Origin of the sequence: Streptomyces sp. NPDC044984 (assembly GCF_040646935.1) — a bacterium.
In the GTDB taxonomy this organism is placed as follows: domain Bacteria; phylum Actinomycetota; class Actinomycetes; order Streptomycetales; family Streptomycetaceae; genus Streptomyces.
Genome location: NZ_JBEZBE010000001.1, coordinates 416,375 through 440,413, shown reverse-complemented (window position 1 = coordinate 440,413; position 24,039 = coordinate 416,375). Strand labels below are relative to the sequence as shown.

General features: G+C 74.7%; 18 protein-coding genes and 1 pseudogene. 4 read left to right on the top strand and 15 right to left on the bottom strand.

Translation table 11 applies throughout. The features are described from left to right. Positions 1–63: 63 nt before the first annotated feature. Both AB0A94_RS02175 and AB0A94_RS02170 read right to left on the bottom strand, forming a co-directional pair. Positions 64–489, bottom strand: a complete 426-nt coding sequence (locus AB0A94_RS02175; protein ID WP_361737385.1) for a phage tail protein — start codon at positions 487–489, stop codon at positions 64–66. Positions 490–518: 29 nt separating this feature from the next. After that, complete coding sequence (locus tag AB0A94_RS02170; protein ID WP_361737383.1) at positions 519–968, bottom strand: hypothetical protein; 450 nt, start codon at positions 966–968, stop codon at positions 519–521. Positions 969–1,542: 574 nt separating this feature from the next. Here AB0A94_RS02170 and AB0A94_RS02165 point away from each other — a divergent pair. Continuing rightward, positions 1,543–1,809 carry a hypothetical protein gene (locus tag AB0A94_RS02165; RefSeq protein ID WP_361737380.1) on the top strand — a complete coding sequence of 89 codons (267 nt, stop codon included), beginning with the start codon at positions 1,543–1,545 and terminating at the stop codon, positions 1,807–1,809. Positions 1,810–3,759: 1,950 nt separating this feature from the next. Here AB0A94_RS02165 and AB0A94_RS02160 read toward each other — a convergent pair. The 4 genes from AB0A94_RS02160 to AB0A94_RS02145 are packed head-to-tail and all read right to left on the bottom strand — an operon-like array spanning position 3,760 to position 6,447. Beyond that, positions 3,760–3,918 (bottom strand): DUF6760 family protein, encoded by a 159-nt coding sequence (locus tag AB0A94_RS02160; protein ID WP_217128022.1) that lies wholly within the window; start codon positions 3,916–3,918, stop codon positions 3,760–3,762. After that, entirely contained in the window at positions 3,915–4,412 is a 498-nt protein-coding gene (locus tag AB0A94_RS02155; RefSeq protein WP_361737376.1) for a hypothetical protein, read from the bottom strand. The genes AB0A94_RS02160 and AB0A94_RS02155 overlap by 4 nt, the downstream gene beginning before the upstream one ends. Then, positions 4,409–4,849 carry a phage tail protein gene (locus tag AB0A94_RS02150; protein ID WP_217128024.1) on the bottom strand — a complete coding sequence of 147 codons (441 nt, stop codon included), beginning with the start codon at positions 4,847–4,849 and terminating at the stop codon, positions 4,409–4,411. The genes AB0A94_RS02155 and AB0A94_RS02150 overlap by 4 nt, the downstream gene beginning before the upstream one ends. 35 nt (positions 4,850–4,884) lie before the next feature. Continuing rightward, positions 4,885–6,447: a phage tail sheath family protein gene (locus AB0A94_RS02145; RefSeq protein WP_361737372.1), complete on the bottom strand. Its 1,563-nt coding sequence runs from the start codon at positions 6,445–6,447 to the stop codon at positions 4,885–4,887. 350 nt (positions 6,448–6,797) lie between these two features. Between AB0A94_RS02145 and AB0A94_RS02140 the strand changes: the two are divergent. Continuing rightward, a pseudogene (locus tag AB0A94_RS02140) lies at positions 6,798–7,256 on the top strand (DUF4157 domain-containing protein); the annotation flags it as partial. 1,086 nt (positions 7,257–8,342) lie between these two features. Here the strand turns inward: AB0A94_RS02140 and AB0A94_RS02135 are convergent. The 4 genes from AB0A94_RS02135 to AB0A94_RS02120 form a co-directional block, all read right to left on the bottom strand. Beyond that, entirely contained in the window at positions 8,343–10,487 is a 2,145-nt protein-coding gene (locus AB0A94_RS02135; RefSeq protein ID WP_361737564.1) for an ATP-binding protein, read from the bottom strand. A gap of 125 nt (positions 10,488–10,612) precedes the next feature. After that, a complete protein-coding gene (locus tag AB0A94_RS02130; RefSeq protein WP_361737369.1) occupies positions 10,613–11,320 on the bottom strand; it encodes a DUF4255 domain-containing protein in 708 nt (235 codons plus the stop codon). Continuing rightward, positions 11,317–14,583: a hypothetical protein gene (locus AB0A94_RS02125; RefSeq protein WP_361737366.1), complete on the bottom strand. Its 3,267-nt coding sequence runs from the start codon at positions 14,581–14,583 to the stop codon at positions 11,317–11,319. Before AB0A94_RS02125 ends, AB0A94_RS02130 begins: the two co-directional genes overlap by 4 nt. Before the next feature lie 169 nt (positions 14,584–14,752). Further along, on the bottom strand, positions 14,753–15,475 hold the full coding sequence (locus AB0A94_RS02120) for a LuxR C-terminal-related transcriptional regulator (protein WP_361737364.1): 723 nt from the start codon (positions 15,473–15,475) through the stop codon (positions 14,753–14,755). Between the two features lie 203 nt (positions 15,476–15,678). Here AB0A94_RS02120 and AB0A94_RS02115 point away from each other — a divergent pair, with 203 nt between their 5' ends. Next, entirely contained in the window at positions 15,679–17,037 is a 1,359-nt protein-coding gene (locus AB0A94_RS02115) for a hydrolytic protein (RefSeq protein WP_361737361.1), read from the top strand. A 236-nt stretch (positions 17,038–17,273) separates the two neighbouring features. On the opposite strand, the gene AB0A94_RS02110 is transcribed toward AB0A94_RS02115, so the two are convergent. Further along, positions 17,274–18,182: a hypothetical protein gene (locus AB0A94_RS02110; protein ID WP_361737358.1), complete on the bottom strand. Its 909-nt coding sequence runs from the start codon at positions 18,180–18,182 to the stop codon at positions 17,274–17,276. A gap of 236 nt (positions 18,183–18,418) precedes the next feature. After that, positions 18,419–19,036: an RNA polymerase sigma factor gene (locus AB0A94_RS02105; RefSeq protein ID WP_361737356.1), complete on the bottom strand. Its 618-nt coding sequence runs from the start codon at positions 19,034–19,036 to the stop codon at positions 18,419–18,421. A 407-nt stretch (positions 19,037–19,443) separates the two neighbouring features. Here AB0A94_RS02105 and AB0A94_RS02100 point away from each other — a divergent pair, with 407 nt between their 5' ends. Continuing rightward, positions 19,444–22,173 carry an FG-GAP-like repeat-containing protein gene (locus AB0A94_RS02100; protein ID WP_361737353.1) on the top strand — a complete coding sequence of 910 codons (2,730 nt, stop codon included), beginning with the start codon at positions 19,444–19,446 and terminating at the stop codon, positions 22,171–22,173. Between the two features lie 146 nt (positions 22,174–22,319). Here the strand turns inward: AB0A94_RS02100 and AB0A94_RS02095 are convergent, their stop codons facing one another. The 3 genes from AB0A94_RS02095 to AB0A94_RS02085 form a co-directional block, all read right to left on the bottom strand. Continuing rightward, complete coding sequence (locus tag AB0A94_RS02095) at positions 22,320–22,712, bottom strand: hypothetical protein (protein ID WP_361737350.1); 393 nt, start codon at positions 22,710–22,712, stop codon at positions 22,320–22,322. A gap of 83 nt (positions 22,713–22,795) precedes the next feature. Next, the gene (locus tag AB0A94_RS02090) at positions 22,796–23,353 is read right to left on the bottom strand and encodes a hypothetical protein (RefSeq protein ID WP_361737347.1); all 558 of its coding nucleotides are present in this window, start codon (positions 23,351–23,353) and stop codon (positions 22,796–22,798) included. Between the two features lie 106 nt (positions 23,354–23,459). Further along, positions 23,460–24,002: a hypothetical protein gene (locus tag AB0A94_RS02085; RefSeq protein WP_361737344.1), complete on the bottom strand. Its 543-nt coding sequence runs from the start codon at positions 24,000–24,002 to the stop codon at positions 23,460–23,462. Between the last annotated feature and the right edge of the window lie 37 nt (positions 24,003–24,039).

Genomic DNA, 24,039 nt, shown 5'->3' with positions numbered 1-24,039 from the left:
CCTTTCCGGGGCGGGTGCGGGTGGGGCGGGTGCGGGTGGTGCGGGGCGGTCGGCGGGACCGGGTCAGGAGGGGCGCAACCCCTCGTAGGCGATCTCCAGGGTCTCCACCGCGGCCTGCGAGTTGCTGGGGTCGAAGGACGGGCCCTGCCAGCGCACCGGCACGATCCCGAACACCTGCCAGCTGATGATCCGGCTGAGGTTCGGCCTCAGCGCCACGATCTCGCCGTCCTTGGGCTGCACCCGCTTCAGCGTCTCGTCCAGCCAGCGGCCGATCTTCGCCGTGTCGGCGGTGACCGGCCGGGTGAGCGTGATGTTCGACCAGGTCACGCGGCCGGGCAGCTGCCAGGCGAAGCCGTTGTTGCCGCCCTCCGCGTAGCTCTCGATCTCCACCTCGGCGCCCATGCCGGAGCAGGTGTTGAAGGCGCCCAGGTCGTTGCCGCCGATCGTGAGCTGGAAGAACACGCTGCTCGCGAAGATGTTGTCCGTCATCAGTCCGTCATCCGTTCCGTGCCGTGCCCTCAGCGGCGTCCGTCGTAGGGGCGGCCCGTGCGTTCCCGGCCGCGCCGCAGTTCGGTGCGGAGCAGGCGGGCCAGCGGGTCGATCAGGCGGCGCGCCAGGTCGTCCAGGTCGGCACCGGGGTTCTGCGGGGAATCGGCCGACCGGTCCGCACCCCTGCCGTGGCCCTCGGGCACCGCGAGGTCGCCGGCGGCGGACACCGACGACGAACGGGCGCGTTCCGAGCCCGACTTGGCCGGTACGCCCTTGACCGGTACGCCCTTGGCCACGGCGAGGTCACCGGCGGGGGAGGCGTCGCGCTGGACCGGGGTCGTCGCGCGGCCGGTTCCGCCGCCCGCCGCCGGTCCCGGCGGCACGGTCCTCGGGCGGACCACGGGGACGGGGCCCACCGGCGCCGGTGCCGTCGTGGCCGACGGGCCGTGGGCGAGGGGTGCCGTCTGGAGGGCGGTCACGGGGAGGGACCGCGCCGGTGCGGGGGCGGCCGCCGTACCGGGAGCCGTGCGGGGCGGCTCGGGCCTGACGACGGGGACGCGTCGGCCGGTAGCGGTGCCCCGAGGGTCCGTAGCGGTGTTTCGAGGACCGGTGGCGGTGCTCCGAGGACCGGCCGGTCCGCCGGCCCGTACCGCAGGGTCGGGTCGCCGCACACCCGGGTCCTGCGGCCGGTGCGTCGTCACGGCCCGCTGGACGTGCGGCGGGGTCGCCGGGGAACCCGGGGACGGGGCAGGCGCCGGGCGCGTGGGCGCACCGGTGGACGCTGCGGGGCCGGTGCCGGAGGCGGCCGGGGCCGTGGTCCAGCGCGCGGCCACGACGGGACGGCCACCGCCGCTGCGGGACGCGGCCGCCGGTGCCGCGCCTTCGGGGGCCCGGGTGTTGAGGCTGAGCGGGCGGGCGGGGAGCAGCGCGAGGGTGCGGGGGGCCGCGGGGGTGGTGCGGGGGGTGGTTGTGGCGGCGGGCCGGGCCGCCGCGGTGCTCCTGGCCGCGGGACGGGTGGCCCCCGGGCCACTGGCCGCGGAGCCTGCGCTTGCCGTGCCCCCGGCACTGACCGTGGAGCCTGCGCTGGCCGTGCCCCCGGCCGTGGTGCGGGCGCCCGTGGGGGTCGTGCCCGCGGCAGGGCTCACCGTCGCAGGGCTCATGGCACGGGCGACGACGGGACCCGGGCCCGGTCCGGCCGACGCCGACGCCGAAGCCGACGTGGGGCGTACGGCGTTCCCGGCCGGGCCTTCCGGTGCCGGACCCGGGGACGCGGCGGACGGAGCCGGCGTCACCAGCGGCGTGGCCGGCCCGCTGCCGTGAGGACCCGCGGGACCGGATGACGGGGTGCTCGGTGCGCTCGGCGCGCTCGATGTGGCGGATTGATCCGTGAGGCTGCGCTGGACACCGACGGTCCCCAGCAGCGGAGCGGCCGCCGCACCCCCTCCCCGTGCCGGGGACGCCTCCGCGGGCGTCCGGGCGCCGGACGTCGTACGGGGGCCCCGGGCGCCGGACGCGGTGGCGCCGGGCAGGTCGGCGCTGAGGGGCAGCGCGGGCAGGGGCGCGCCCAGACCGCCGCGGGCGCGGGCACCGGATCGCCGGGGGACGGGGCTCGGGTCCGAGGCAGGACTGTCGGGGCCGGTGCTCGGTGCTGTCCCCCGCACGCCGTTGGCGGACGGGGTGCCGGCCGTGTCCTCGGCCTGACGCTGGACGACGGGAAGCGCGGGGCCGGAAGCGGGCCCCGTCGCGGGTACGGCGGGAGCGTCCTTCGCCAACGGTGTCGCCGTGTGCGGCAGTTCGGTGAGCGGGGCGCCCAGTGGCGGTCGGCCGCCCGCGCGTTGGACGGGAGCGGCCGGGGGTGCCTGGGGACCGGCCGGGGCGGGGGCGGCCGAGCCGGACGGGTCGGAGGTCGTGGCGTCACCCGGCGCAGGGGCGGGGGCGGGGGCAGCGGCGGGGCGCAGGGCGGGTACACGGCGTACGGGCACGGCCACGCGGCGGGCGACGGTCAGCCGGGGTCCCACCGGCCGCGGCCGGGCGACCGGGCGGGACGCCTCGGTGCCGGGGGTCCGGGGCGCCTCCGGTCGGCCGCCGCTCCGTTCGGGCGACGCCCCCGTGGCGGTGCGCTGCACGGACGGCCCGGACGCGGACCCGGGGTTCGCACCGCGCCCCCCGGAGGATGGCCGCGAGGAAGAGGAAGGGGCGCCGGAAGCGGGCCGGGCACCGGCTCCCCCGGCGGACGCACCGGGGACCACGGAGACACGTCGTACGAGCGGAATCGGCGGAGTGGTCGACGGGCGGCCGGAATCGGAGGGGGCCACGACCGGGGTGCCGCCCGGTGCCACGGCCCGCTGCACAGCGGGAGCCGACGAGGAGAGCACGGCGGGGGACGTCGTGGACGTGATGCCGCGGGTCTGCGGGGCGCCGCCCGGCCTCCCCGTGCCGGAATCGCCGTCGGTGCCGTCGGTGGAGGCGGAACGGGCCACCACGGTCTCCGCCCCGGAACCCGTGCCCGCCGCCCGCGCTCCGCCTGAGCCGCCGTGGGACGCCCCCGGACCGGAGGATGCCGGACCGGACGGCTTGGGTCCGGAGGCCCCGGAACCGGAAGACACAGAGCCCGGGGACGACGAACCCGAAGACGACGAGCCCGAAGACGCTGAACCTGAGGACCCAGAGCCCGAAGACGACGAACCCGAAGACCCAGAACCCGGGGACTCCGAACCGGACGAGCGCATCCGGCGCGCGACCGGCGTGGCCGACGCCGCACCGCCCGCACGCGCCGTATCCGCACGCACCGCGTCCGGCCGCACCACGTCCGGCGCACCGCCCTGCGGGTCGTCCCCCTCCGTCCGTACCGCACGGAGCAGCAGCGGCCCCCCGCCGGTGCCGGTGGCCTGCGGGGCGGCCGGACGCGTGACCCCCCGCACCAGGCCGGTCGGGGCGTCGGGCAGCAGGGCGTGGCCGAGGCCGCCGTCGAAGGACGGGTTCTGCCAGGCGGCGAGACCCGAGCGGAAGGAGAGGCCGTCACTCACGCCCAGCGGGGCGCGGGAGACGGTGAGTCGTGGCGCGGCGGTGCGGCGCCAGCCACCGTCCCAGTCGGCGGGCACGGCGGGACCGGAACCACCGGGCGCGGCGGGACCCGGGCCGTCGCCGGGCACGGCGGCGGCCGGGACGCCGTTCGCGCCCCGGTCCACGCCCGTGCCGGACGCGCCGGACCGGCCGCCCGCCGACGGCCCCGCGGCCCGGCGGCGCAGCCTGTCCCGCCATGCCATGTGCTCAACCGCCTTCGTTCATGCGGGTGTTGATACGGGCGATCTCGGCCACCCACTGCTGGCGTTCGCCGTGGGTCAGGTCGAGGATCTCCTCGCGCTGCCAGTGGAAGTGGTAGGCGACGTACGCGATCTCCTCCCGGAGCCGGGGAAGCGCGTACGTCACGATTCCCCCAGGCGCCCACCCGAGAGGTCGACCTCGAAGCCGCCCTCGCAGTGCGGACAGGTCACCGCCGCGCGGGTGTGGCCCTCGCTGTTGATGCGGCGGTAGAAGTCCTGGAGGAAGGCGACGTCGGTGGCGTACATCCGCTCCACGACCCCGGCGTGCACATCGGTGATCGAGCCGAGCTGGGTGATCACCTGGCTCAGCAGCACCACGCTCAGGTACGCCGGGTTCTCCTTGACCCGCAGGTCGATCTGGGGCCGCAGTTCGTCGCGGGCGGTGGCCAGGCGCATCGTGCCGTGCCGGTGCACCGTGCCCTCGTCGTCCACGTAGCCGCGCGGCAGCTCGAACTCGAACTCGGTGCGCAGTCCGTGGTCCTCCCGGCGCGGTGGGGCGGCGGCGGCCGGGGCGGCCGCCGCCTGCTCCGACGCCTGGGCGGGCGCCGTCGCCTGGAGGAGCTCCTCCAGGTTGCCCGCCGTGACCGTACGACGCCTCATTCGACGACGATCTCCTCGAACACGATCGTGACGGACTCGGTGGCCGGGGAGGACTCGCCCGCCTTCAGGGACGGGCCCTCCCACTTGGAGGCCCAGCCCTGCAGCAGCTGGATCCGGCGGACCGTGGTGCCCTCGGTGTCCTTGATCTCGATCGTGAGGTTCTGGCGCGCGGAGTTCACGGCCCCGTTGTTCAGGGTCTCCTTGATCCAGTTGGTGAACTCGCTGCTCTGGTCGAGTCCCCGGGTGATCGTGATCTCGCCGGCCTGCCGGGCACCCGGCTGCTTGCGGATGATCTGCTTGCCCTCCGAGGTCACCTGCTTGACCTCGACGACATCCTCCTCGACGGTGAACCCGCTGATCTCCTGGATCGACTCGACCAGGTACCCGCCGAGCTGCACGCCGAAGACGTGGGTGGAAAGAGCGTCGCCCGTTGCCATGTCTGTCTGTCAACCTTCCCTTGCGGACCCGCGGGTCACTCGTCGATGAGGCTGGTGGTGTCGGAGAACTGGGCCAGCCGGAACACCACGAACTCCGCGGGCTTGACCGGCGCGACGCCGATCTCGCAGACGACCCGGCCCTGGTCGATGGACTCCTGCGGGTTGTTGTCGCGGTCGCACTTCACGTAGAACGCCTCGGCGGCGGTCCGGCCGAACAGCGCGCCCCGGCGCCACTCCTCCTGGAGGAACGCGGTGACGTTGCGCCGGATGCTCGACCACAGGCGGTCGTCGTTCGGCTCGAACACCACCCACTGGGTGCCGAGCAGGATGGACTCTTCGAGGTAGTTGAACAGACGGCGCACGTTCAGGTAGCGCCAGGCCGGGTCGGAGGAGAGGGTGCGGGCGCCCCAGATCCGGATGCCGCGGCCGGGGAAGGCCCGGATGCAGTTCACGCCGATCGGGTTGAGCAGGTCCTGCTCGCCCTTGCTGAGCCGCAGCTCCAGGTCGACCGCGCCGCGGATCACCTCGTTGGCGGGCGCCTTGTGCACGCCGCGCTCGGCGTCGCTGCGCGCCCACACACCGGCGACGTGACCGCTCGGCGGGACGGTGGTGTTGCGCCCGAGGGCCGGGTCGAAGACCCGCACCCACGGGTAGTACAGGGTGGCGTAGCGGGAGTCGTAGCCCGCCTCGTCGTTGCGCCAGGTGCGCACCTGCTGGGCGGACATCCCGGGCGGGGCGTCGAGCACGGCCACCCGGTCGCCCATCTGCTCGCAGTGCGAGATGACGGCGAGCTGCACGGTGCGCACGCCCTCGGCGTCGATGTCACCGCGCTGGTAGGCGCCCATCAGGTCCGGCACCGCGACCATGGTGATCTCGTCGATGGTCTCCAGGCCGCCGAACCCGGTGCGGGCCGCCGCGTCGCCGACGTACTCGGCGGGGTCGATGCGGGCCGGCTCGCCGGAGCCGTTCACCGCCGGGACGCCCGGGGCGTCGGGGACCGCCACGGTCTGCGCGGCGGGCTTGGTCTGGCCGGCGCCGCGCTGCTCGGTGACCTCGATCAGCGCGGAGGCACGGGCCTGGGTGACCAGGTACCCCTTGACGTTCTTGCGGGTGGAGGCCTCGTAGGTCTCCACCACCTGGTCGCCGCGGCGGACCAGGACCTTGAAGCGGTCCTCCGGCGGGTTCTCGCCGTCCGCGTCGGCGATCTCCACCGACACCCCGGTCACGCCCGGCCTGGCCGCGATCAGGAAGCCGCCGAGCTCCACCGGCTGCGCGGCCCGGCCGGCTCCGCTCGGCCGGCCGTTGCCCGCCGCCGGGGCGGAGGTGTCCTCGGCGGACCCGCCGATGCGCACCACGTACGCGGCGCCGCCGCCGTTGGCGAAGTACCCGTAGACCGCGTGGGCCAGATAGGTGCCCTCGGTGAAGCCGCCGAACAGCTGGGAGTACTGGTCCCAGCTGGTGACCAGCGTCGGCGCGTGGAACGGGCCCTTCTCGGCGAAGCCGACGAACGCGGCGACGGCCGTGCCGACCCCTTCGATCGGCCGGGCACCGGACTGCACCTCCTCCACGTACACGCCCGGGGTGAGGTACGTCGGCATGCTCGCTCCTTAACGTCCTTGCGGTCACCTGTGTCCAGGCCGAGTCTGCGCGGTGCGCCGGGTGGGGCGGCAGGGACGTGCGGACCTGCCCGGGGGCAAGACGTCTGCCTTTCCGGGCGCCCCCCACTGACCGTCCGGACGTCACCCACCCTTGCCCCTACGCTGCCCTCCCGGCCCTGGACACCCCACCGGCCCGCGCGCTCCACTGGTGGGCCGGGGATCCGTGGAGAGGACAGCGCATGCGTGCCCGTGAAGAATCGCAGGCGGCCGGCCGGGCAGGCCGTCCGCAGGCCCGGACCGCGCCGCCCGCCGAACGGTCCGCCCTCCCGGGCGGTCCGTCCCCCGCGGGGATGCCGGCCCTGCAACGTGCCGTGGGCAATGCGGTGGTGGCGCGCATGGTGGAAGAGGAGCGGCACGAGCACAGCGCCGACTGCGGTCACGATGCGCCGGTCCAGCGCTCGGCGGTGCACGACGTCCTGAGCAGGTCCGGCCGGCCGCTCCAGCCCTCGCTCCGGGCGGAGATGGAGGCCCGGCTCGGCGAGTCCTTCCACGACGTGCAGGTGCACACGGGCCCCGAGGCGGCGGCCTCGGCGGACTCGGTGGGGGCACGGGCGTACACCTCGGGCAGCCACGTCGTCCTCGGCCGGGGCGGAACGGACAAGCACACCCTCGCCCATGAGCTCACCCACGTCGTCCAGCAGCGCCGGGGGCCGGTCGCCGGCGCCGACAACGGCGCGGGGTTGCGGGTCAGCGATCCCGGCGACCGCTTCGAGCGCGAGGCCGAGGCCAACGCCCGCCGGGTGATGGCCGGGCCGGTTCCGGTGCGCACCGCCGTCCCGGAGCACCCTGTCGCCGGCGGCGGGGAGACGGCGGTCCAGCGGGCGGTACTCGTCGACGGCGCGGAAGTGGCCGATCCGGCCCGCCTCGTCAAGGACGCCGGGCTGGACGATCTCCTCACGGACACCGGCCGACAGGTGCTGCGCTACGCGCCGCAGCTGACCGCCGACGTGCCCCTGCGGGTGAAGGACGGCGAGGAGCTCGTCCTCGAGGTCGAGCGCATCGCGGCGATGATCGACCTGGTCCACTCCATCAACAGCAGCGGAATCCTGGGGCGGAGGACCCTGTCCCGCCAGGGGATGGCCTTCACCGGTTCGAACGACGAGGGGAACAGGACCGCGTTGGCGGTGAACGTGCTCGACATGCGCGCGGGCGGTTCCGACGCGGACGTCCGGGACGTGGTGGACGAGTCGCTGACGGCACGCGACCGGGGCAGCTTCAGCGTGGCCATGGAGCGTCCCGTGGACGACGACATGATCCTCGGCGAGATGGCCGGGGACGTTCCCGGCGCCGCGCTGAGCGAGGCGGAGCTCGCCGAGATCCGCGAGAACGCCGCGGGCGACGAGAGCATGTTCCACATGCTGGCCTCGGCCGTACTGAACAGCAAGAAGGCCGGGCTGCTCACGGAGGCCCACGCGGACACGGTGGCCCAGTACCGGTCACTGCTCCAGGACCGGACCCAGAACACGGCGATGGCGATCATCGGCAAGCCGGGGGCCGACATCGCCACCAGGGGACCGGACCTGGGATCCTACGAGTCCGACGTGCCGTCCGACCGGATCCCGCCCGGCCCGGGCGGGTTCACCTCCCTGGTGCTTCCCCGGTGGTTCGAACCGTACGCGCCCCTTCTGATGGACCGGGACTGGCCGAAGGGCGTCGCGCTGAGGTTCGCCGGGAACCGGCAGATCACCGCGTACTACCGCGCCAAGGACACCGATCACCCCGTCACCGTCGACGCCCCGGACTACGCCACCGAGATCGAGACCCAGCTGCGGAAGTTCCAGCTGGTCGCCACCCACATCCTCAAGACCGCCAGTCTCTGACCGGGCCCGGGGACCTCACACGCTCACGGCGTCCGCCAGGTACGGCCCGAACTCGCTCTCCAGGACCAGGCGGCCGAGCTTGCGGTACTCCTGGGCTATCGCGGTCACCGTCTGCCGCATGGTGAGCGGTTCGCCGGACTCCGCGGCGAGGTAGGCCGCGGTGACCGCGCAGGCCCGGATGGAGCCGCCGGCCAGTTCGAAGCGGTCCGCGCAGAAGGCGAGGTCGAGGTCGTCGGCCCGGGGCAGCCGGTCGCCCAGGCACCGCTCCCACAGGGCGAGGCGCTGGCCGGTGTCCGGCATCGGGAAGTCCGCCACCACGTCCAGGCGGCGGGTGAACGCCTCGTCCAGGTTGGCCCGCAGGTTGGTGGTCAGCACCGCGATCCCGTCGAACGACTCCATGCGCTGGAGCAGGTACGCCGACTCGATGTTGGCGTGCCGGTCGTGCGCGTCCTTCACCTCCGAGCGCTTGCCGAAGATCGCGTCGGCCTCGTCGAAGAGCAGCACCGCGTTGACCGCCGACGCCTCGGTGAAGATGCGCTCCAGGTTCTTCTCGGTCTCCCCGATGTACTTGTCCACCACCGTGGACAGGTCCACCACGTACAGGTCCATGCCGAGGTCCGCGGCGACGACCTCGGCGGACATGGTCTTGCCGGTGCCGGACTCGCCGGCGAACAGCGCGATGACGCCGCGTCCCCGGCCGCCGCCGGGCCGCATCCCCCACTGCCCGAGCACCTGCTCGCGGTGGCGGGCGCGCAGCGCGAGTTCCCGCAGCCGCCGGTGGGTGGTGGGCGGCAGCACCAGGTCGTCCCAGCCGACGCCCGGCTCCACCCGGCGGGCGAGCCGGTCCAGTCCCGCGCCGTTCTGGGCGCGTACGGCGACGCGCAGGTCGTCCGGCCCGACGGGGCGGCCTTCGAGGGCGGCCGTGCGCACCGCCGCGTCGGCGGCCCGGCGCAGCTGCCCGGCGTCCAGCCGGTGCGCGGCGACGGCTTGCGCGAGCTCCTCGACGTCACCGACCGGGACGACGGCGTCGGGGCCCCGGTGGCCGGCGGCTCCGCTCACGGCGGGTTCGCCGGCCGCCCGGTCGAGGAGCCCGGCCGCACCGGCGGCCCCGTCGAGACCCTCGGCCGCACCGGCCACGGCGAGACCCCCGGCCGCCCGGGCGAGCGCGTGCCGCCAGCGGGCGGCCTGGCGGTCCGGGGAGGGTGCCCCCACGGTCAGGACGACGGGGGTGTCGGCCGCCCACTCCGGGTCCCAGCTCGTCGTGCCGTGCGTGAACAGGGGGACGCCCCGCAGTCCGGCGCAGAGCGCGCTGAGCGTACGGGACCGTTCGGCGGGTTCCCCGGGCAGTGCCGCCAGCGGCCCGAGCACCACACCGGCGCCGGTCAGGCGGGCTTCGAGGGCGATCACCCGGGCCAGCGCCGGCACGTCGGCCGGGCGCCGGGCGAGCGCCGCCGTGTCCAGGACGAGCGGGCGCAGACCGGCCAGGCGCAGGGCCGCGGTGGCCAGTCCCTCGGCGTCGCCGCCCCGGCTGCGCAGATGGACGAGGCCGGCCCCGGTTCCGGCCGCCGCCGCCCGGTGGACCTCGGCGGCCTCGGCGGTGGGGTCCTCCCGGACCTCGCCGAGCACACCGGTGAGCCGGGCGTCGGGCTGTGTGTCGCCCAGGAGGTGGCCGGTGACCCGGTCGGGGACCACCAGGACGCGGGAGAGCGGGGGCCGTTCCGGTTCGGTGACCTCCACCAGGCCGCCCGCGACCAGCGGGGCCCCGGGGGCGAGGCGGAACCGGGCGGGCGACGCGCCGCCGAGCCCGCACAGCTCCAGCGCGAGCCCGACCGTGGGCCGACGGCGTGTCAGGTCGTCGTTGAGGTAGCCGTAGAGCCGCTCGAACCGTGCGTCCAGATCGGGCGCCAGGGCGACCAGCAGCAGGTCCAGGTCGAGCGGCGACAGCCCGAACCGCCGGGCGAGCGTGCCGAGGACGGAACGGTCCGGCGGCTGCCACGGCCCCTGCGCGGGCGCGTCGAGCCCACCCGGCTCGTCCAGGATCCGCGCCACCGCCTCCGGTGTGAGGTACTGGCCGCGGTAGGGGTCGTCGGGATCCGGATCGGCGTCCCGCCGCACCGCCACGGCCTCCCGCACCCGCCTCTCGACCGCCCCGAGCCGCACCCAGAGGGCGTCGGGGCCGGCGAAGGGAGTGCCGGGGCCGGCGGAAGGGGCGTCACCGTCCCGGCCGGTCCCGCCGTCCCCTCCCCCGACGCGGTCGTCGTCGAGCGCGGGTTCCACGGTGTGCGTCACGGCTGGCGGTCTCCCTTGCGGCGGCGTCGGGCCGGGGCCGGCGGGCGTTCGCGCGGGCCGGTGAAGCCGTCCGGGCCCGGGTCGCTCGCCTCCGTGTAGCGCAGCCGGCGTCCCGGGCTCGCCGCCGCGCCCTCGCGCGCGGCAGCGGAGCGCACGACGAGGCCTTCGGTGACCGGCGGCGCGACGGCTTTGGTCACCCCGGCGAGCGGTGCCCGTACCCGGACCCCGAGGGACGCCTTCAGCTCCCCGCCGAGCGCCGACCACACGTCGGCGGCGGCCGGGGCGTCCATCCCGGTCCCGGCGGTGTCCAGGCCCACGGTCAGGCCGAGTTCGGCGAGCGAGCCGGTGAGCAGCCCCGGGGGCAGCACGTCGTGGGCCACCAGGGTGCCGAGCACCTGGGACAGCAGCCGGTGCTCGTCCTGCGGGCGGCTCGCCCACGCCGTGACGAGGTACGTCAGATGGAACCAGCGCGGCGGGGAGCGCCGGGCGACGAGGTGCCCGTCCTCGTCGTACACCTCCCCGGCGCCGGTGCCGCGCCGCAGTGCGTCCTCCCGGATGTCGTACAGGAAGACGCAGACGGTCGGGGCGCTGCGCCGCGCCGCCCAGTCCCGGGTGGGGGCGTCGAAGACCACGTCGACGCCCGACGCCTCAAGTCCGCTCCCGGCGAGCAGCCGGCGCAGCCCCTCGTCGACCTCGTGGATCACCGGCGGGTCACCTCGTCCGGCGGCTGCACGCTGCCGCTGACGACCAGGAAGTCGGTCTTCACCGGGGAGAATCCGGGGCCGCTGGCCGTGATGACGCGCGGTCCGGTCTGGTCCTTGGCGAGGATGAGCAGCTGGCCGGTGAACGTGCCGTTCGCCAGCGGGACGGTGGGCGCCGCCGCCGCGGTGATCCCCGGCTTCCACTTGAACCGCACCGGTGCTCCCGGCGGGAAGTCCTTGCCGCGCACGGAGGTGACGAAGCCGGGCTTGCCGATCTCCGGCACCGCGACGATGCGCGGCTGGAGGACGCGCAGCCGCTGCCGGGCGGTGTTGTCGTTCCTGTCGGCGTCCGTGCCGGTGGTGGTGAGCACGCCGGTGACCTGGCCGGTCATCGCCTTGTCCGGGCTGAGCACGACCCGTACGACGGTGCTCGCGCCCGGCGTGAGGTCGGGCAGCGCGCACACCCAGCTCCGGTCGCAGCCGGCCGGGCGCCCGCTGTTGGGCAGGCCGGCGGGCAGGCCGATGCGCAGCCGCAGTCCGGTGGCGAGCGCGTTGCGGCCGTTGCGGACGGTGTACGTCACCACGACGCGCCCGCCGACGTAGCCGGGGTTCGGCTGGGCGGTGACCCGTACCCCGGGACCGGCCTCGGGCTCCGCCGGCTCCGGAGGCACCGTGGGAGTCGGCGTCGGGGCCGGGGGCGCGGGCGGCGTGGGAGTCGGGGGCGCGGGCGGCGCGGGCGTCGGGGTCGGCGTAGGTGTGGGCGTGGGCGTGGGCGTCGGCGTGGCCTCGGCCACCGGCACCACGGTCCGGCCCGCGTTGTCGCTGGGCTGCGGGTCGATGACCGTACCGGCGACCGACCAGTCGACCGGCGCGTCGCCGGGGACGACTCCGGTGAGCGTGACGTCCACCGGGACGGTGCGGCCGGGCTCCACCACGTCGAGGTCGCACTGGAGGGAGGCCGCGTCGCAGGTGCCGCCGGGACGGTTGATCCGGGTGACCCGCACGCCGGCCGGCGGGGCGATGGTCAGACGGGTGCCGGGGGAGGCGGCGGGGCCGTTGTTGACCACCTCCACGGTGACCGTGGTGGTGTCGCCGACGGTGACCCGCGGGGCGGTGCCGGGTACCCGGACGGCGAGGTCCACGGACTGCTGGACGGCGGGTTCCTTCTGCCGGCCCGCGAGGTCGCCGGTGAGCGCGGTGACGTCGCCGGAGGCGATGTCGAGGCGGCTCAGCTTCTCGGGGCTGTTGACCTCGACCGCGGCGCGGGAGCTGAACACGAGCCCCTTGCCGTCGGCGGTCCAGGCGGCGTCGCGGGGCTGGTGCGGGCCGGTGACCGAGGTGTCCGGCAGCTCCCGGCCGCAGGCGCCGGGCAGGCCGCGGGCGGCGGTCGGCAGCAGGACCCGGCAGGTGTCGCCGGTCAGGGAGGTCAGCAGGATGCCGTTCTCCTCATCGATCAGGCCGGCGCCGTTCTTGCGGTTGAAGGCGATGCCGCGGCCGTCCGGGGAGAACGCGGGGCTGTCGTCGATGACCTCGCAGTCGTCCGGGCAGTTCTCCTTGCTCAGGTCGTCCTGCTGGGACAGGTCGTCCACCGGCACGGTCCACACGTGCTTGTTGCCGCCGACCCCGTTGATCTCCTCGGCGCGGGTGAAGGCCAGGGTGGTGCCGTCGGGGGACCAGGTGGGCTGGGCGTCCCGACCGGTGAGCTCTCCGTCCGGCGGGACGACCTTGCCGGTGATCGCGCCGCTGGCGACGTCCGCGATGAGGATGTGGCTGTCTCCGCCGACGCCGCCGGGCGAGGTCCGGGTGAAGGCGAGGTACTTGCCGTCCGGGGAGAACGCCGGGTCGGTGTCCCAGTCCGTGTCGGCGCGTCCCTCGAGTTTCATGGGCGCCGGGTTGGAGCCGTCGGCGTCCACCATCCAGATCCGCTGCTTCCGGCGTCCCTCGGCGTTGGTCTCGAAGCGGGTGACGACGATCCGGCGGCCGTCGGGCGTGTAGCTCTGCCGTTCGGTCCACGGGTCGTAGCCGGGCCGGGGATCGAACAGCGGGTCCTTGGCGGCGTTGGTGTTGGTGTCGGCCTCCGGATCCTCGTTGAGGATCGTCAGCCCCAGGTCGCGGGGGTCGGAGCCGTCCGTCCGGGCGTCCTGGAGCGTCACCACGTGCGGGCCGGCCGCGGAAGTGCGTTCGACCACCGCCCTGCCGCCGTCGAGGGGGCCGAGCCAGGTGGGCGAGAGGACGTCCCGGTTCTCGTTGAGCACCAGCGAGGGGACCCGGTCGGAGTGGGCGGTGGACCGGAACACGTGGTCCCAGTCGCTCTGGCACTCACAGGTGTTCTCGGGGCTGAGGAACACCAGACCGTCCCCGTCGGGCAGCCACGCTGCCCCGTGGGCACGCCAGCCGGCCCTCGCGCCCCCGAACAGCGGCTCGTCGGCCGCCCCGTTCGTGGGCGGCTCGTCGACCGTCCGGTTCGTGATCCGCAACCGGCGCACGGACTCCCCGTCCTCGGTCGTGGTGACGGTGTACGCGATCCAGTCGCGGTTGTCGTCGTCGTCGACCGGGTTCCACGCCGGTTCGGAGGCGGTGCCGTTCGCGGGGTCGGTGATCCGGGTGGCGATGCCCTTGTCCAGGTTCCGTACGTAGATCTGCCGGCCGGCCGACGAGTCGACGTCGGAGACGTACGCGATGCGCTTCCCGTCGGGGGAGACCGTCGGGTCCTCCTCGTCGGCGTCCGGGGTGTTGGTCAGCCGGGACAGACCGGTGCCGACGGTGCCGTCGGTGCGCACCAGCCACAGGTCGCGCTGCGTCCCGCCGCCCGCGGCGGACTCGGCCGCGTCGAACACCACGAACCGCCCGTCGAAAGTCAGTTGGGGGTGCGCCGCGTCCATGCCGGTGGTGAGCCGCCGTACCGAACCGTCGGCGGCCCGCAGGTAGATCTGCGGGTTCTTCTCGTCGCGGCGGCTGGCGAAGACCAGTTGGTCGCCGAGGGCGGACGGCTGCACGTCGTAGTGGGCCGGACCCTCCTCGGAGGGGGCCGGACCCTTGCCGGGCAGTGGGGTGCTGGAGGTGGTGGTGGTGGCCTGGCCGAGGCTGCGGTGCCCGGTACCGGCGTACACGATCCGGGTCTGAGCGGCGTCCGCCGCGGCCGTCGGCCGCGGCTCGGCGCTGCCCGTACCGGCCGCCGCCGTCACCCCGAGGAGGGGGACGACCAGCAGCAGCGACATGCCGAGTCTCCCCAGGCGGTACCGCCCGCCGGAGCCAGCGGTTTCCATCACGGTCCCCTTCGCAGTCTGGTGCGGCATCTGGATGTGCCCTCGCCACCGTGCACCGGCCGCGCGCACGGCGGCAGGGCGGTGGGGCCGCACCCGGGGGAAGCGCGGGGTGTGCTTTCGGGCAGTGCGGGGTTCCCCGGCGTCGTCGGCGGGGTCGCCCGGCCGGGCCTCAGATCAGCCCGTTGCGCAGCGCGTAGCCCACCGCGTGCGCCCGGTTGCGCAGTTGCAGCCGGGTGATGACCTCGTGCAGGACGTTCTTCACGGTGCGCTCGGAGTACGAGGTCTTGCGGGCTATCTCCGCCGTGTCCAGTCCCTCCGACACCAGGCGCAGCATGTCCGCCTCGCGCGTGGTGAGGGTGGACAGGGACAGGGCGCCGGGGTCGAGCGCGGAGCGCTGGAGGCTGCCGACGTGGTTGAGCAGTTCGCCGAGCAGGTCGCCGGGGAGCATCCCCTCGCCGTTGCCCGTCGCCAGGACCAGGCGCAGCAGCTGGTCCTGATCGGCCTCGGTGCGGCGCAGCACGGCCGCCACACCGCATTCGATGACGCGTTGCAGTCCGCCGGCCCCGAGGGTGCCTATCACCAGGCCGGTGCGGGTGGCGCTGTTGTGCCGCAGCCGGTTGAGCAGGGCGGCCACGTCGTCGTCGACGGTGTCGACCACCACCAGTGACACCTGGGCCGAGTCGGCGTCGTCGACGTCGACCAGGTCGATCTCGGGGCGGTGCCGCAACTGCTGGACGACGCCCGTGCGCAGCACGGGATCGGCGGCGTAGACGGCCAGGGTCGTTCGGGTCGGGCGCTCGGAGCGAGAGCTGCGGAGGACCGAGCCGGCCCGGACGGGGTCACGGGGTGCGGTGTCGGACAGGGCAGACCTGTTCTCTTCTACGCGGAGCATGGCTACCTGTTTCATGAGTCGGTGGGGGGTAAGGAATGCAAGGTGAGGCGATCACGGGACAGGGGGTGCGCGGGAGGCGGCTCGCCACATTAAGGAGCCGCCGTTACAGGGGAGTTGACATTGGCCGACCGGGCAGCGTCACTGCCCGCGCGTTGCCCTCGCGTTCCTGGCCGCGCTTCCGGGCGCGCTCCTACGGTGAGGGCGTGACGCCTTCCACAGCCTCTTCCGGTCCCGGTGCGCCCGGCCTCGACATCCCGGCCGTGACGGTGACTCCGGGCGACATCGCCACCACCACCCTGACGGTGCGCAACGACAGCGACATCGTCGAGGCGTACGACCTGAGGGTCGTCGGGGACTGCGCCGCCTGGACCACGGTGGAACCGGCGCGCGTCTCCCTGTACCCCGGCACCTCCGAGACGGTGACGCTCCGTCTGGAGCCACCGCGTTCCCCGGAGATCCGGGCCGGTGAGATGCCCCTCGGCGTGCGGGTGCTGCCCAACGAGCACCCCGACGCGGTGCGGGTCCTCGAGACCACCGTGCACATCGGGGAGTTCCACGAGCTCAAGACCGAGCTGTCCCCGCGCCGCCGGCGCGGCTGGCTGCGGGGCCGCTACCGGCTGGCCGTGCGCAACCAGGGCAACACCGCCGTGCAGGTGCGCTTCACTCCCGGACAGGCGGGCGAGGAGCTGGGGTTCGCCTTCGCCCCGGCGCAGCCGAAGCTGGAGCCCGGCGAGTCGGCGGAGGTCGGGCTGCGGGTCCGTACCGCCAAGCCGGTGTGGTTCGGCGACCCCGTGGTGTGGCCGTTCACCGTGGACACCACGGAGGCCGGCGACCAGGAGGAGCCGGCGGAGGACCGCTGGGACGATCCCGTCGTACGGCCGCCGCTGGACGCGGAGTTCGTCCAGATCCCGATCTTCCCCAAGTGGCTGCTGGTGCTGCTCGCCGCGCTGCTCGCGCTGTTGCTCGCCTGGTTCACGCTGGTCCGTCCCGCGGTGCGCAGCGCCGCCGAGGAGGCGGCCACCGAGGCGGTCCAGCCGCGGCCGACACCGGCCGGGGAGCAGGGGGCCGCCGGGGAGTCTCCCGGCACCGGCGCGGACAGCCGGCCCGGAGGCGGCGGCCAGGAGTCGGGGGCGGAGGCGGGTGCCGCCGGGTCGGGCGGCGACGGAAGCGGCTCCCCGGCCGGGGGCGGCACCACGGCCGGCGGCCAGCAGAGCTCGGCGACCATCGACCTGAAGACGGGCGCCGGGGCGACCAGGACCGGTACCTACAAGGTGCCCGAGAACAGCGTCTTCGGGGTCACCGACATCGTCGTCGCCAACTTCCAGGGCGACGAGGGCGTGCTGACCATCAGCTTCGGCGACCGCAAGATCACCACGATCGCGCTGGAGACGTTCCGCAACCAGGACTACCACTGGGTCACCCCCATCAAGATCCCCGAGAACGACACGGTGACCATCAATGTGACCTGCGCGAAGCCCGGTACACCGGCCACGGGTCGTCAGGCGTCGGAGTGCCACGAGGTCCTGAACGTGAGCGGAGTACTCAGTACCACCACGCAATGAATCGGATGTTCTACTTCCGAACTCATCCTCGATCAGTGGTGGCTACATCCGTAAACCGTCGAATGCCTTTCGGCCTGAAACCGATAACCTTGGTCTCAAAACCGACATCCGACCACAGGGGCCCCGTAGGACACGGACCTTTGACGGAGTGGTGACGTGGGCGGCGGATCACACGATCCGCCGCCCACGCGCGTCCGGCGCGGCCGTGCACCGCGACGGCGGGTCGCCCGGGTGCGCTACGGGCGGTCGCCGCCCGGGTTCACGGGCTTCCCCGTGCTGCCGTCCGGGACGTCGCCCGCGGCGTCCGGGCCGTTGCCCACGGCGTCCGGAAGGCTGCCCGCGGCGCCCGGGCCGTTGCCCGCGTCGCGCGGGGCGTTGTCGCCCGGGACGTCGCCCCCCGGGACGCCGGAGGGGCCGTTCCCGGACCGGCCGGCCGAACCGTCGTCCTTCTTCTCCGGCGCCCGGGTGCCGACGGGCCGCTCCTCGGTCCCCGTCGCCCCTCCCAGCCGCTCGGCGCAGTAGGCGTCGACGTTCGCCGCACCGCCCGCCGCCTCCGTCAGCCGCTCCCAGGCCGTCGAGTCCAGCGCCTTGCCGCGCTCCCGGACCTCTTCGTAGGCGCGGCAGCGGGCCTCGGTCTCCCGGGCGGCCTCCGGGAGGTCCGGCCGGCCGGTGCCGGCGCCCGGGCCCGGAGAGCCTCCGGTGGACGGGCCGGTGGTGCCGGGCGAGGGGGCGTGGGTGCGCCTGCCGTCCTCCGCCGGGCCGTCCGTGGACGAGCCCGTCGCGCCGATGCCGGCGACCGCGACCCCGCTCAGGGTGAGACCGGCGACCACCACGGAGAGCGTGGCCTTCAGCGAGTGGCGGCCGAACCGGCTCCGCCGGGGCCGCCAGTCGTCCCGGTTCCGGGTGCGCGCGCCGTGCGCCCCCGAGTCCCGGGCGGCCAGGAACGCGGCGACGGCCCGCTGCTCGGCCCCGGCGTCCACGTCGCGCCGGATCAGCGCGGCGGCGAGCAGCGCCTCCAGGTCGGCGGCGTCGACGACCCGGCGCCCACCGGTGACGGGATCCGGACCGATGTGCCCGGACGGCGCGCCCTCAGGGTGCACACGCCGACGGCCGGCCGGCCCGTCGTCGTTCTGCCGTTCACCCATGTCCGATCCCGTTCCTGCTCGTTCCACCTGATACACGCTGCCGACGCGGCCCGTCCGGCCCACCGCGCCCGTGCGGGCCGGATGTGTGGGCGGTACCTCCCGGACCGACGGATACGTTCCGCATGTCCGGCCCGTTCAGCCGGCGGCCCTGGGGGGCCGTCGTGGACCGCCGGGTGCGGACGGCCCGGGTCGCGCGTCGCCGCGCCGACCGCCGTGTCCGCCGTCCCGGCCGACGTTCATGTCGACTCACCCAGCGTCCGCGACGCCTCATCCGTCACACTCTCGACGCCGAGCTGCTTCGCCAGCCGCTTCAGACCCCGGTACGCGGCCGTCCGCACCGCGCCCGGCCGCTTGCCGAGGACGCGGGCGGCGGCCGGGCCGTCGAGGCCGACGACCACCCGCAGCAGCACGGCCTCGGCCTGGTCGCGCGGCAGCCCGCCGACCAGTTCGAGGGCGTACTCGGTGGACATGGCCTCCATGGCCTGGTCGTGGGTGCTCTGCGGCCCGGGCAGGTCCAGGACGTCCTGTTCCAGCGTCGACGGCCGGGGCCGTACCCGCTGCCGGCGCAGATGGTCCAGCGCCCGGTGCCGGGCGATGGTCGCCGTCCAGCCCCGGAACCCGGCCCCGTCGCCCTTGAACCTCCCCAGGTCGCGGGCTATCTCCAGCCAGGCGTCCGACATCACGTCCTCGGCGTCGTCCCCGACGAGCCCGCGCACATAGGCGAGCAGGCCGGGCTGTACGAGCCGGTAGGCCACGGCGAAGGCGGCCTCTTCCCCCTCCTGGGCCCGCGCGACGGCCGCGCCCAGTTCCCCGTCGTACGCCTGTGCGCGGCGGGGTTCCCCTCCGTGGCCCAAGAACCGTCCTCGTCCGTACCGGGCGCGTAGCGCACCGCTGTCGCTTGGCGTGAGCACGTCTGACGGTGCCCACACCCCCACGGTCATCAGCGTCCGGCGCCACGAAAGTGTCACAGCTCGTCACACGCCTCACGCGGCACGCGCGAGCGGGCCGGTCCCCCCGCGATCCACGGGAGCCGGGCGGCCGTCGGGCGGCGAACGCCACGGGCCGCGGGCGGGAGCGGTCACCGCACAGTCAACTCACGGGATTCGTACGGCCTTTCAGCCTCTCGTACGTCTGTGGGGGTCCATCGGGTCACGCACGGCACCGGTTACTCCCCGTGTGACGTTTGGCCCACGCTCGGCGCTGGAGGAGTGCCACCTGTGGGACAGGTGGTGTCCATGTGCTTTTTCTAGGGGTGGGGTAATTGAGTCCTCGCAGGACCCATGCGTACAGGCCGCTCAGCCTGAAACGGCGGGCCTGGCTGACCGTCGGGGCCGTCGTGCTCAGCGGCGCGGGCGCCGTCACGTACGCGGTGGCCGGTCAGTCGTCCGCACCGGCCGACCCGCGGGAGGAGGCCCGCGAGCCGAGCGTCCACACGCTGGAGCTGGAGAACCGGGGCGCGGGCCGCCGGGGGCTCGACCGACAGGCCACGGAGCGCTTCAGCGCGGTGCTGGTGACCTGGGACAACCCGGAGGCGGACGCCAAGGGCACGCCCGAGGTGCGCACCCGGGACGTGGAGACCGGCGAGTGGTCCGGCTGGCGGAAGCTGGAGGACGAGCCGAACCAGGCCGACGGCGCGGAGGGCGAGCGGGCGGCGACCCGCGGCGGTACGGCGTCGGTGTGGACCGACGACTCCGACGGCGTCGAGGTCCGCGTGGTGAACGCCGACGGCACCCAGGCGGGCGGCCAGCCGGCCGGCATGGACGTCAAGCTCCTCGACCCGGGCACGGACCCCGAGGGCGCGCCGACGGTCGCGGCCATGGAACCGGCCGCGTTCCTGGCGGAGACCACGGCACCGGTGACCACGGAGCCGACGGAGACGCAGACCGCCGGGCCGACGGAGACCCAGACCACCGGAACGCCCGCGGAGCCGCCCGCCACGGACACGGCCACGCCCACGGACACGGCGTCCGCGGAGCCGACCGGCACCCCGTCGGAGACGGCCACGGACACCGCGTCCCCCGAGCCGACGCCCACCGTCCCCGAGCCCCGCCCGTCGACGGTCGTGAAGCCGCCCGTCATCACGCAGGCCGAGTGGGGCGCGTCCACGGACTACGACGGAACGCCGAGCTACGGCACCGGGATCAAGGCCGCCGTCGTCCACCACACCGGCGTCGACAGCGACAACGGCGTCTCCTGCGCCGACTCGCGGGCCCGGATGCGCTCCATCCAGCAGGAGCACTTCGCGCGCGGCTACTACGACATCGGATACAACTTCGTCGTCGACCGCTGCGGGCAGATCTTCGAGGGCCGCAGCGGCGGCATGGACCTGCCGGTGGTCGGCGCGCACGACGTCGGCTTCAACACCGACACGCTCGGCATCTCGTACCTGGGCAACTTCGAGAGCGCCCACCCGAGCCGGGCCGCGCTGGACTCGATCGCGCGGGTCGTCGCCTGGAAGTTCGGCATGTACGGCATCGACCCGGCCGGCAAGGTCACGCTGACCTCCGGCACGGAGGCCGGCGTCAGCGGCAACAAGATCGACAAGGGTGAGTCGGTCACCCTGCCGCGGGTCCTCGGCCACCGGGACACCAACTACACGGCCTGCCCCGGCGCGAACCTGTACCCGAAGCTGTCCCTCATCGCCGCGCTCGCCAAGACCCCGGGCGTCTCGCACGCCCTGGCCACCTCGGACCACAACCGGGACGGCCTCGCCGACCTGGTCGCCGGCACCCCGACGGCCTCCGGCGGCGGCAGCGTGACCGTGATCCCCGGCGGACTGAACGGCCCGGTCACCGGAGCGAAGAGGACGCTCACCCAGAGCAGCGCCGGCGTCCCCGGCTCCAACGAGTCCGGTGACGGCTTCGGCACCTCCACCGCCTGGGGCGACGTCGACGGCGACGGCCACGCGGACCTCGCGGTCGGCGTGCCCGGCGAGGACGACACCGACGGCGACACCGACCGCGGTGGCGTCGTGGTGATGCACGGCCCGGACCTGAACACCGGCTTCTCGTACTCCACCTCGGGCGTCACACAGACCGGCGCGAAGCTCGGCACCACGGTCGCCGTCGGCGACTTCGACGGTGACGGCAAGGCGGACGTGTTCGCGGCCGGCACCGGCCGGGGCGGCAACTGGAACGCCCGGCACACCGGCGGCGCCACCGAGTACGGCACCCTCACCGGTTCCACCGGCGCCGTCTCCCACCTGGACGCCGCGAGCGGCGACTTCAACCGGGACGGCTACGCGGACATCGCCCTCAACTACCGCGACACCGGCGGCGTCAGCCGCGTCGTCCGCTTCGCGGGTTCCGCGTCCGGCCTGACCAAGGCGGGCGTCCTCTCCGTCAAGGGCGGGCGCTCCATCGCCGCGGGCGACTTCGACGGCAACGGCTACGACGACATCGTCATCGGCCAGCCGGTGGCCGCCGAGTCCGGCGGTTCGACGCCGGGCGGGCGCATCGCCATGGTCCTGGGCACGTCGACCGGGTTCACCACCACCGGCATGCGGACCCTCCACCAGAACACCTCCGGCGTCCCCGGCTCCAACGAGTCCGGTGACGCGCTGGGCACCTCGGTGTCGGCCGGCGACCACAACCGCGACGGCTACGCGGACGTCCTGGCCGGCGCCCCGGGCGAGGACCTCACCCGCAGCGGCAGCAGCCGCAAGGACGCGGGCCAGGTGCTCCTGTTCCGCGGCGGCTCCTCCGGCCTCACCGGCTCCGGCGCGGTGGGCGTCTCCCAGGACACCTCCGGCATCGCCGGCTCCACGGAGTCCGGTGACCGGTTCGGTTCCGCGGTGTCCCTGACGGACCTGTCCGGCTACGGCCGCGCGGACCTGACGGTCGGGGCCGAGGGCGAGGACACCTCGGACGGCGTGCTCCTGTACCTGCCGAGCAACGGCTCGGGCCTCGGCTACGGCGACTCGTACGCCTTCGGCAAGGGCACCCTCGGCCTGGCGGCGGACGTCCGGCTGGGCCGGACCCTGACGCCGTAACCCGCACCCGGCACGCCGACGGCCGGGGTCCCGCGCGCCATGCGGGGCCCCGGCCGTCGCACGTGTCAGGCCCGCGCGCCGTGCGGGGCCCCGGCCGTCGTGCATGTCAGACCCGCGCGCCGTACGGGCCCCGGCCGTCGCAGGCGTCAGGCCCGTGCGCCGTCCGTCGCGTCGCGGCACAGCAGGCGGAGGGAGCCGCCGCCCGTGTAGCAGCGGCGGGCCTCGTCGATGGGGTCCCAGAGGCGACCGTCGGGGGTGCGGACCCAGTGGTCGCCGCCGGAGGACCACCACTCGCCGCCGGTCTGGCGGGCGATCACCTCGCCTGCGTAGGCGCCGAATCCGCGCAGCACCAGTTCCACGGCGGCGAACGGGGCCGCCTCCTGGCGTATGTCCTCGATCATCCGGTCGACGCTCCACAGACTGCGCGCCGAGTAGTCGAGGCGCAGCCGTGCCCCTTCGCGCATCGCCGCCACCGCGTCCGCCGCCCAGCGGACCGGCTTGGTCGCGGCCGAGGGCCTGGTCTCCTGCTGTGTGGTCACAGTCGTCGCAGTCGTCACATCCTGGTAAGCGATCCGGCGAAGCGTTTCGTCACTGCCGTTCGGATCGTGCCGGGATCGCGGAGCTAGGCGTCCCGGCGGCTGCGGCGGGACACCGCGGCGCGCAGGACCCGGCGCCCCTCCGTCGAGACCTCGAGGGCTCCGCGCAGGCCCGCCGGGCCGTGGGCGGCGAGGAGTTCCAGGACCGTGAGCTGGCGGCGCAGCTCGGCGGCGAGCAGCGGTGACAGACCGTCGGAGCGTCCGTCACGGCGGGCGTCGGCGAGGCCGGAGTCGTCGGCGGCGCCGTCCAGCAGCCGGTGGATCCGCAGCGCGGCGACGGAGCAGCCGTCGGCCCACTCCCGCAGCCCGGCGGCGGACCACTCGGCGGGGGCGTCGGCGAGCATCCGGTGCGCGAGCGTCACGTTCTCGTCCGCGCCCCCGTCCGCCGCGTCGAGCGTGCCCCGGACCTGCTCCAGCCGCTGTGCCCAGTCACCGGCGGGCGCCGCCTGGGAAAGGCTCGCCCACAGCGGCCGCAGCACCTCGTCGTCGCCGCCCAGCAGCGGCACGCACCGATCCAAACAAGCCAGCCCGCTCACGGCCAGCCCGCGCTCGTCGGCCCGCGCGATCAGTTCCACCAGGCTCATCCACGCCTCCTCAAGGGGGGTTCGCGGGCCCCGGACGAGGCCCTCACGTGCCCCATCCCTCACGGAGCCCGCACCTCCCCTTACTGCGTGCGACGGGCCGGGAGTGTCACAGGGGCACCACGCCGAGCCGGTCGAGGAGGCGGAAGAGGAGGTTTTCGGCCTGGGGGTGCCCCCGCTCGAGCGAAGTCGAGAGTGGGGGAGGGCCGGGGTCGGCGGTCAGCACCTCGGCCAGGTCCTCGACGGACGCGGTGTGCCCCGCCTCCTCGGCCCAGAAGACGGCCCGCTCGGCGGCGTCGGAGGGATCCAGGAAGTAGTCCTCCAGCGTGAGCCCCTCCCGCTGCCCCTCGAGGTAGCCGGCCATGCGGGCCCGCGCCAGGCAGGTCGTCCACGCCCCGCTCTCCGGTGACGCCGCCTCCACCACCACGCAGTCGCTGTTCATGACGTATCCGAACAGCGCGGGCGCACCGGTCTCCCGGGCCAGGTCGTTCATGTTCCCGATGTCGCCCCGGCCGCCCGGGTACTCCCACACCTGCCAGCCGCCGGGCGCCGAGGTGTGCAGGGTCATGTCCCCGGCCGCACCGGCCAGCGTGTCCAGTTCGACGAGCGGCCGCTCCCCGCGGCCCACGACGTAATACCCCCAGTAGCCCATGTGCCGCCGTTCCCCCGGTGTGTCGGTTCTCCGTCCT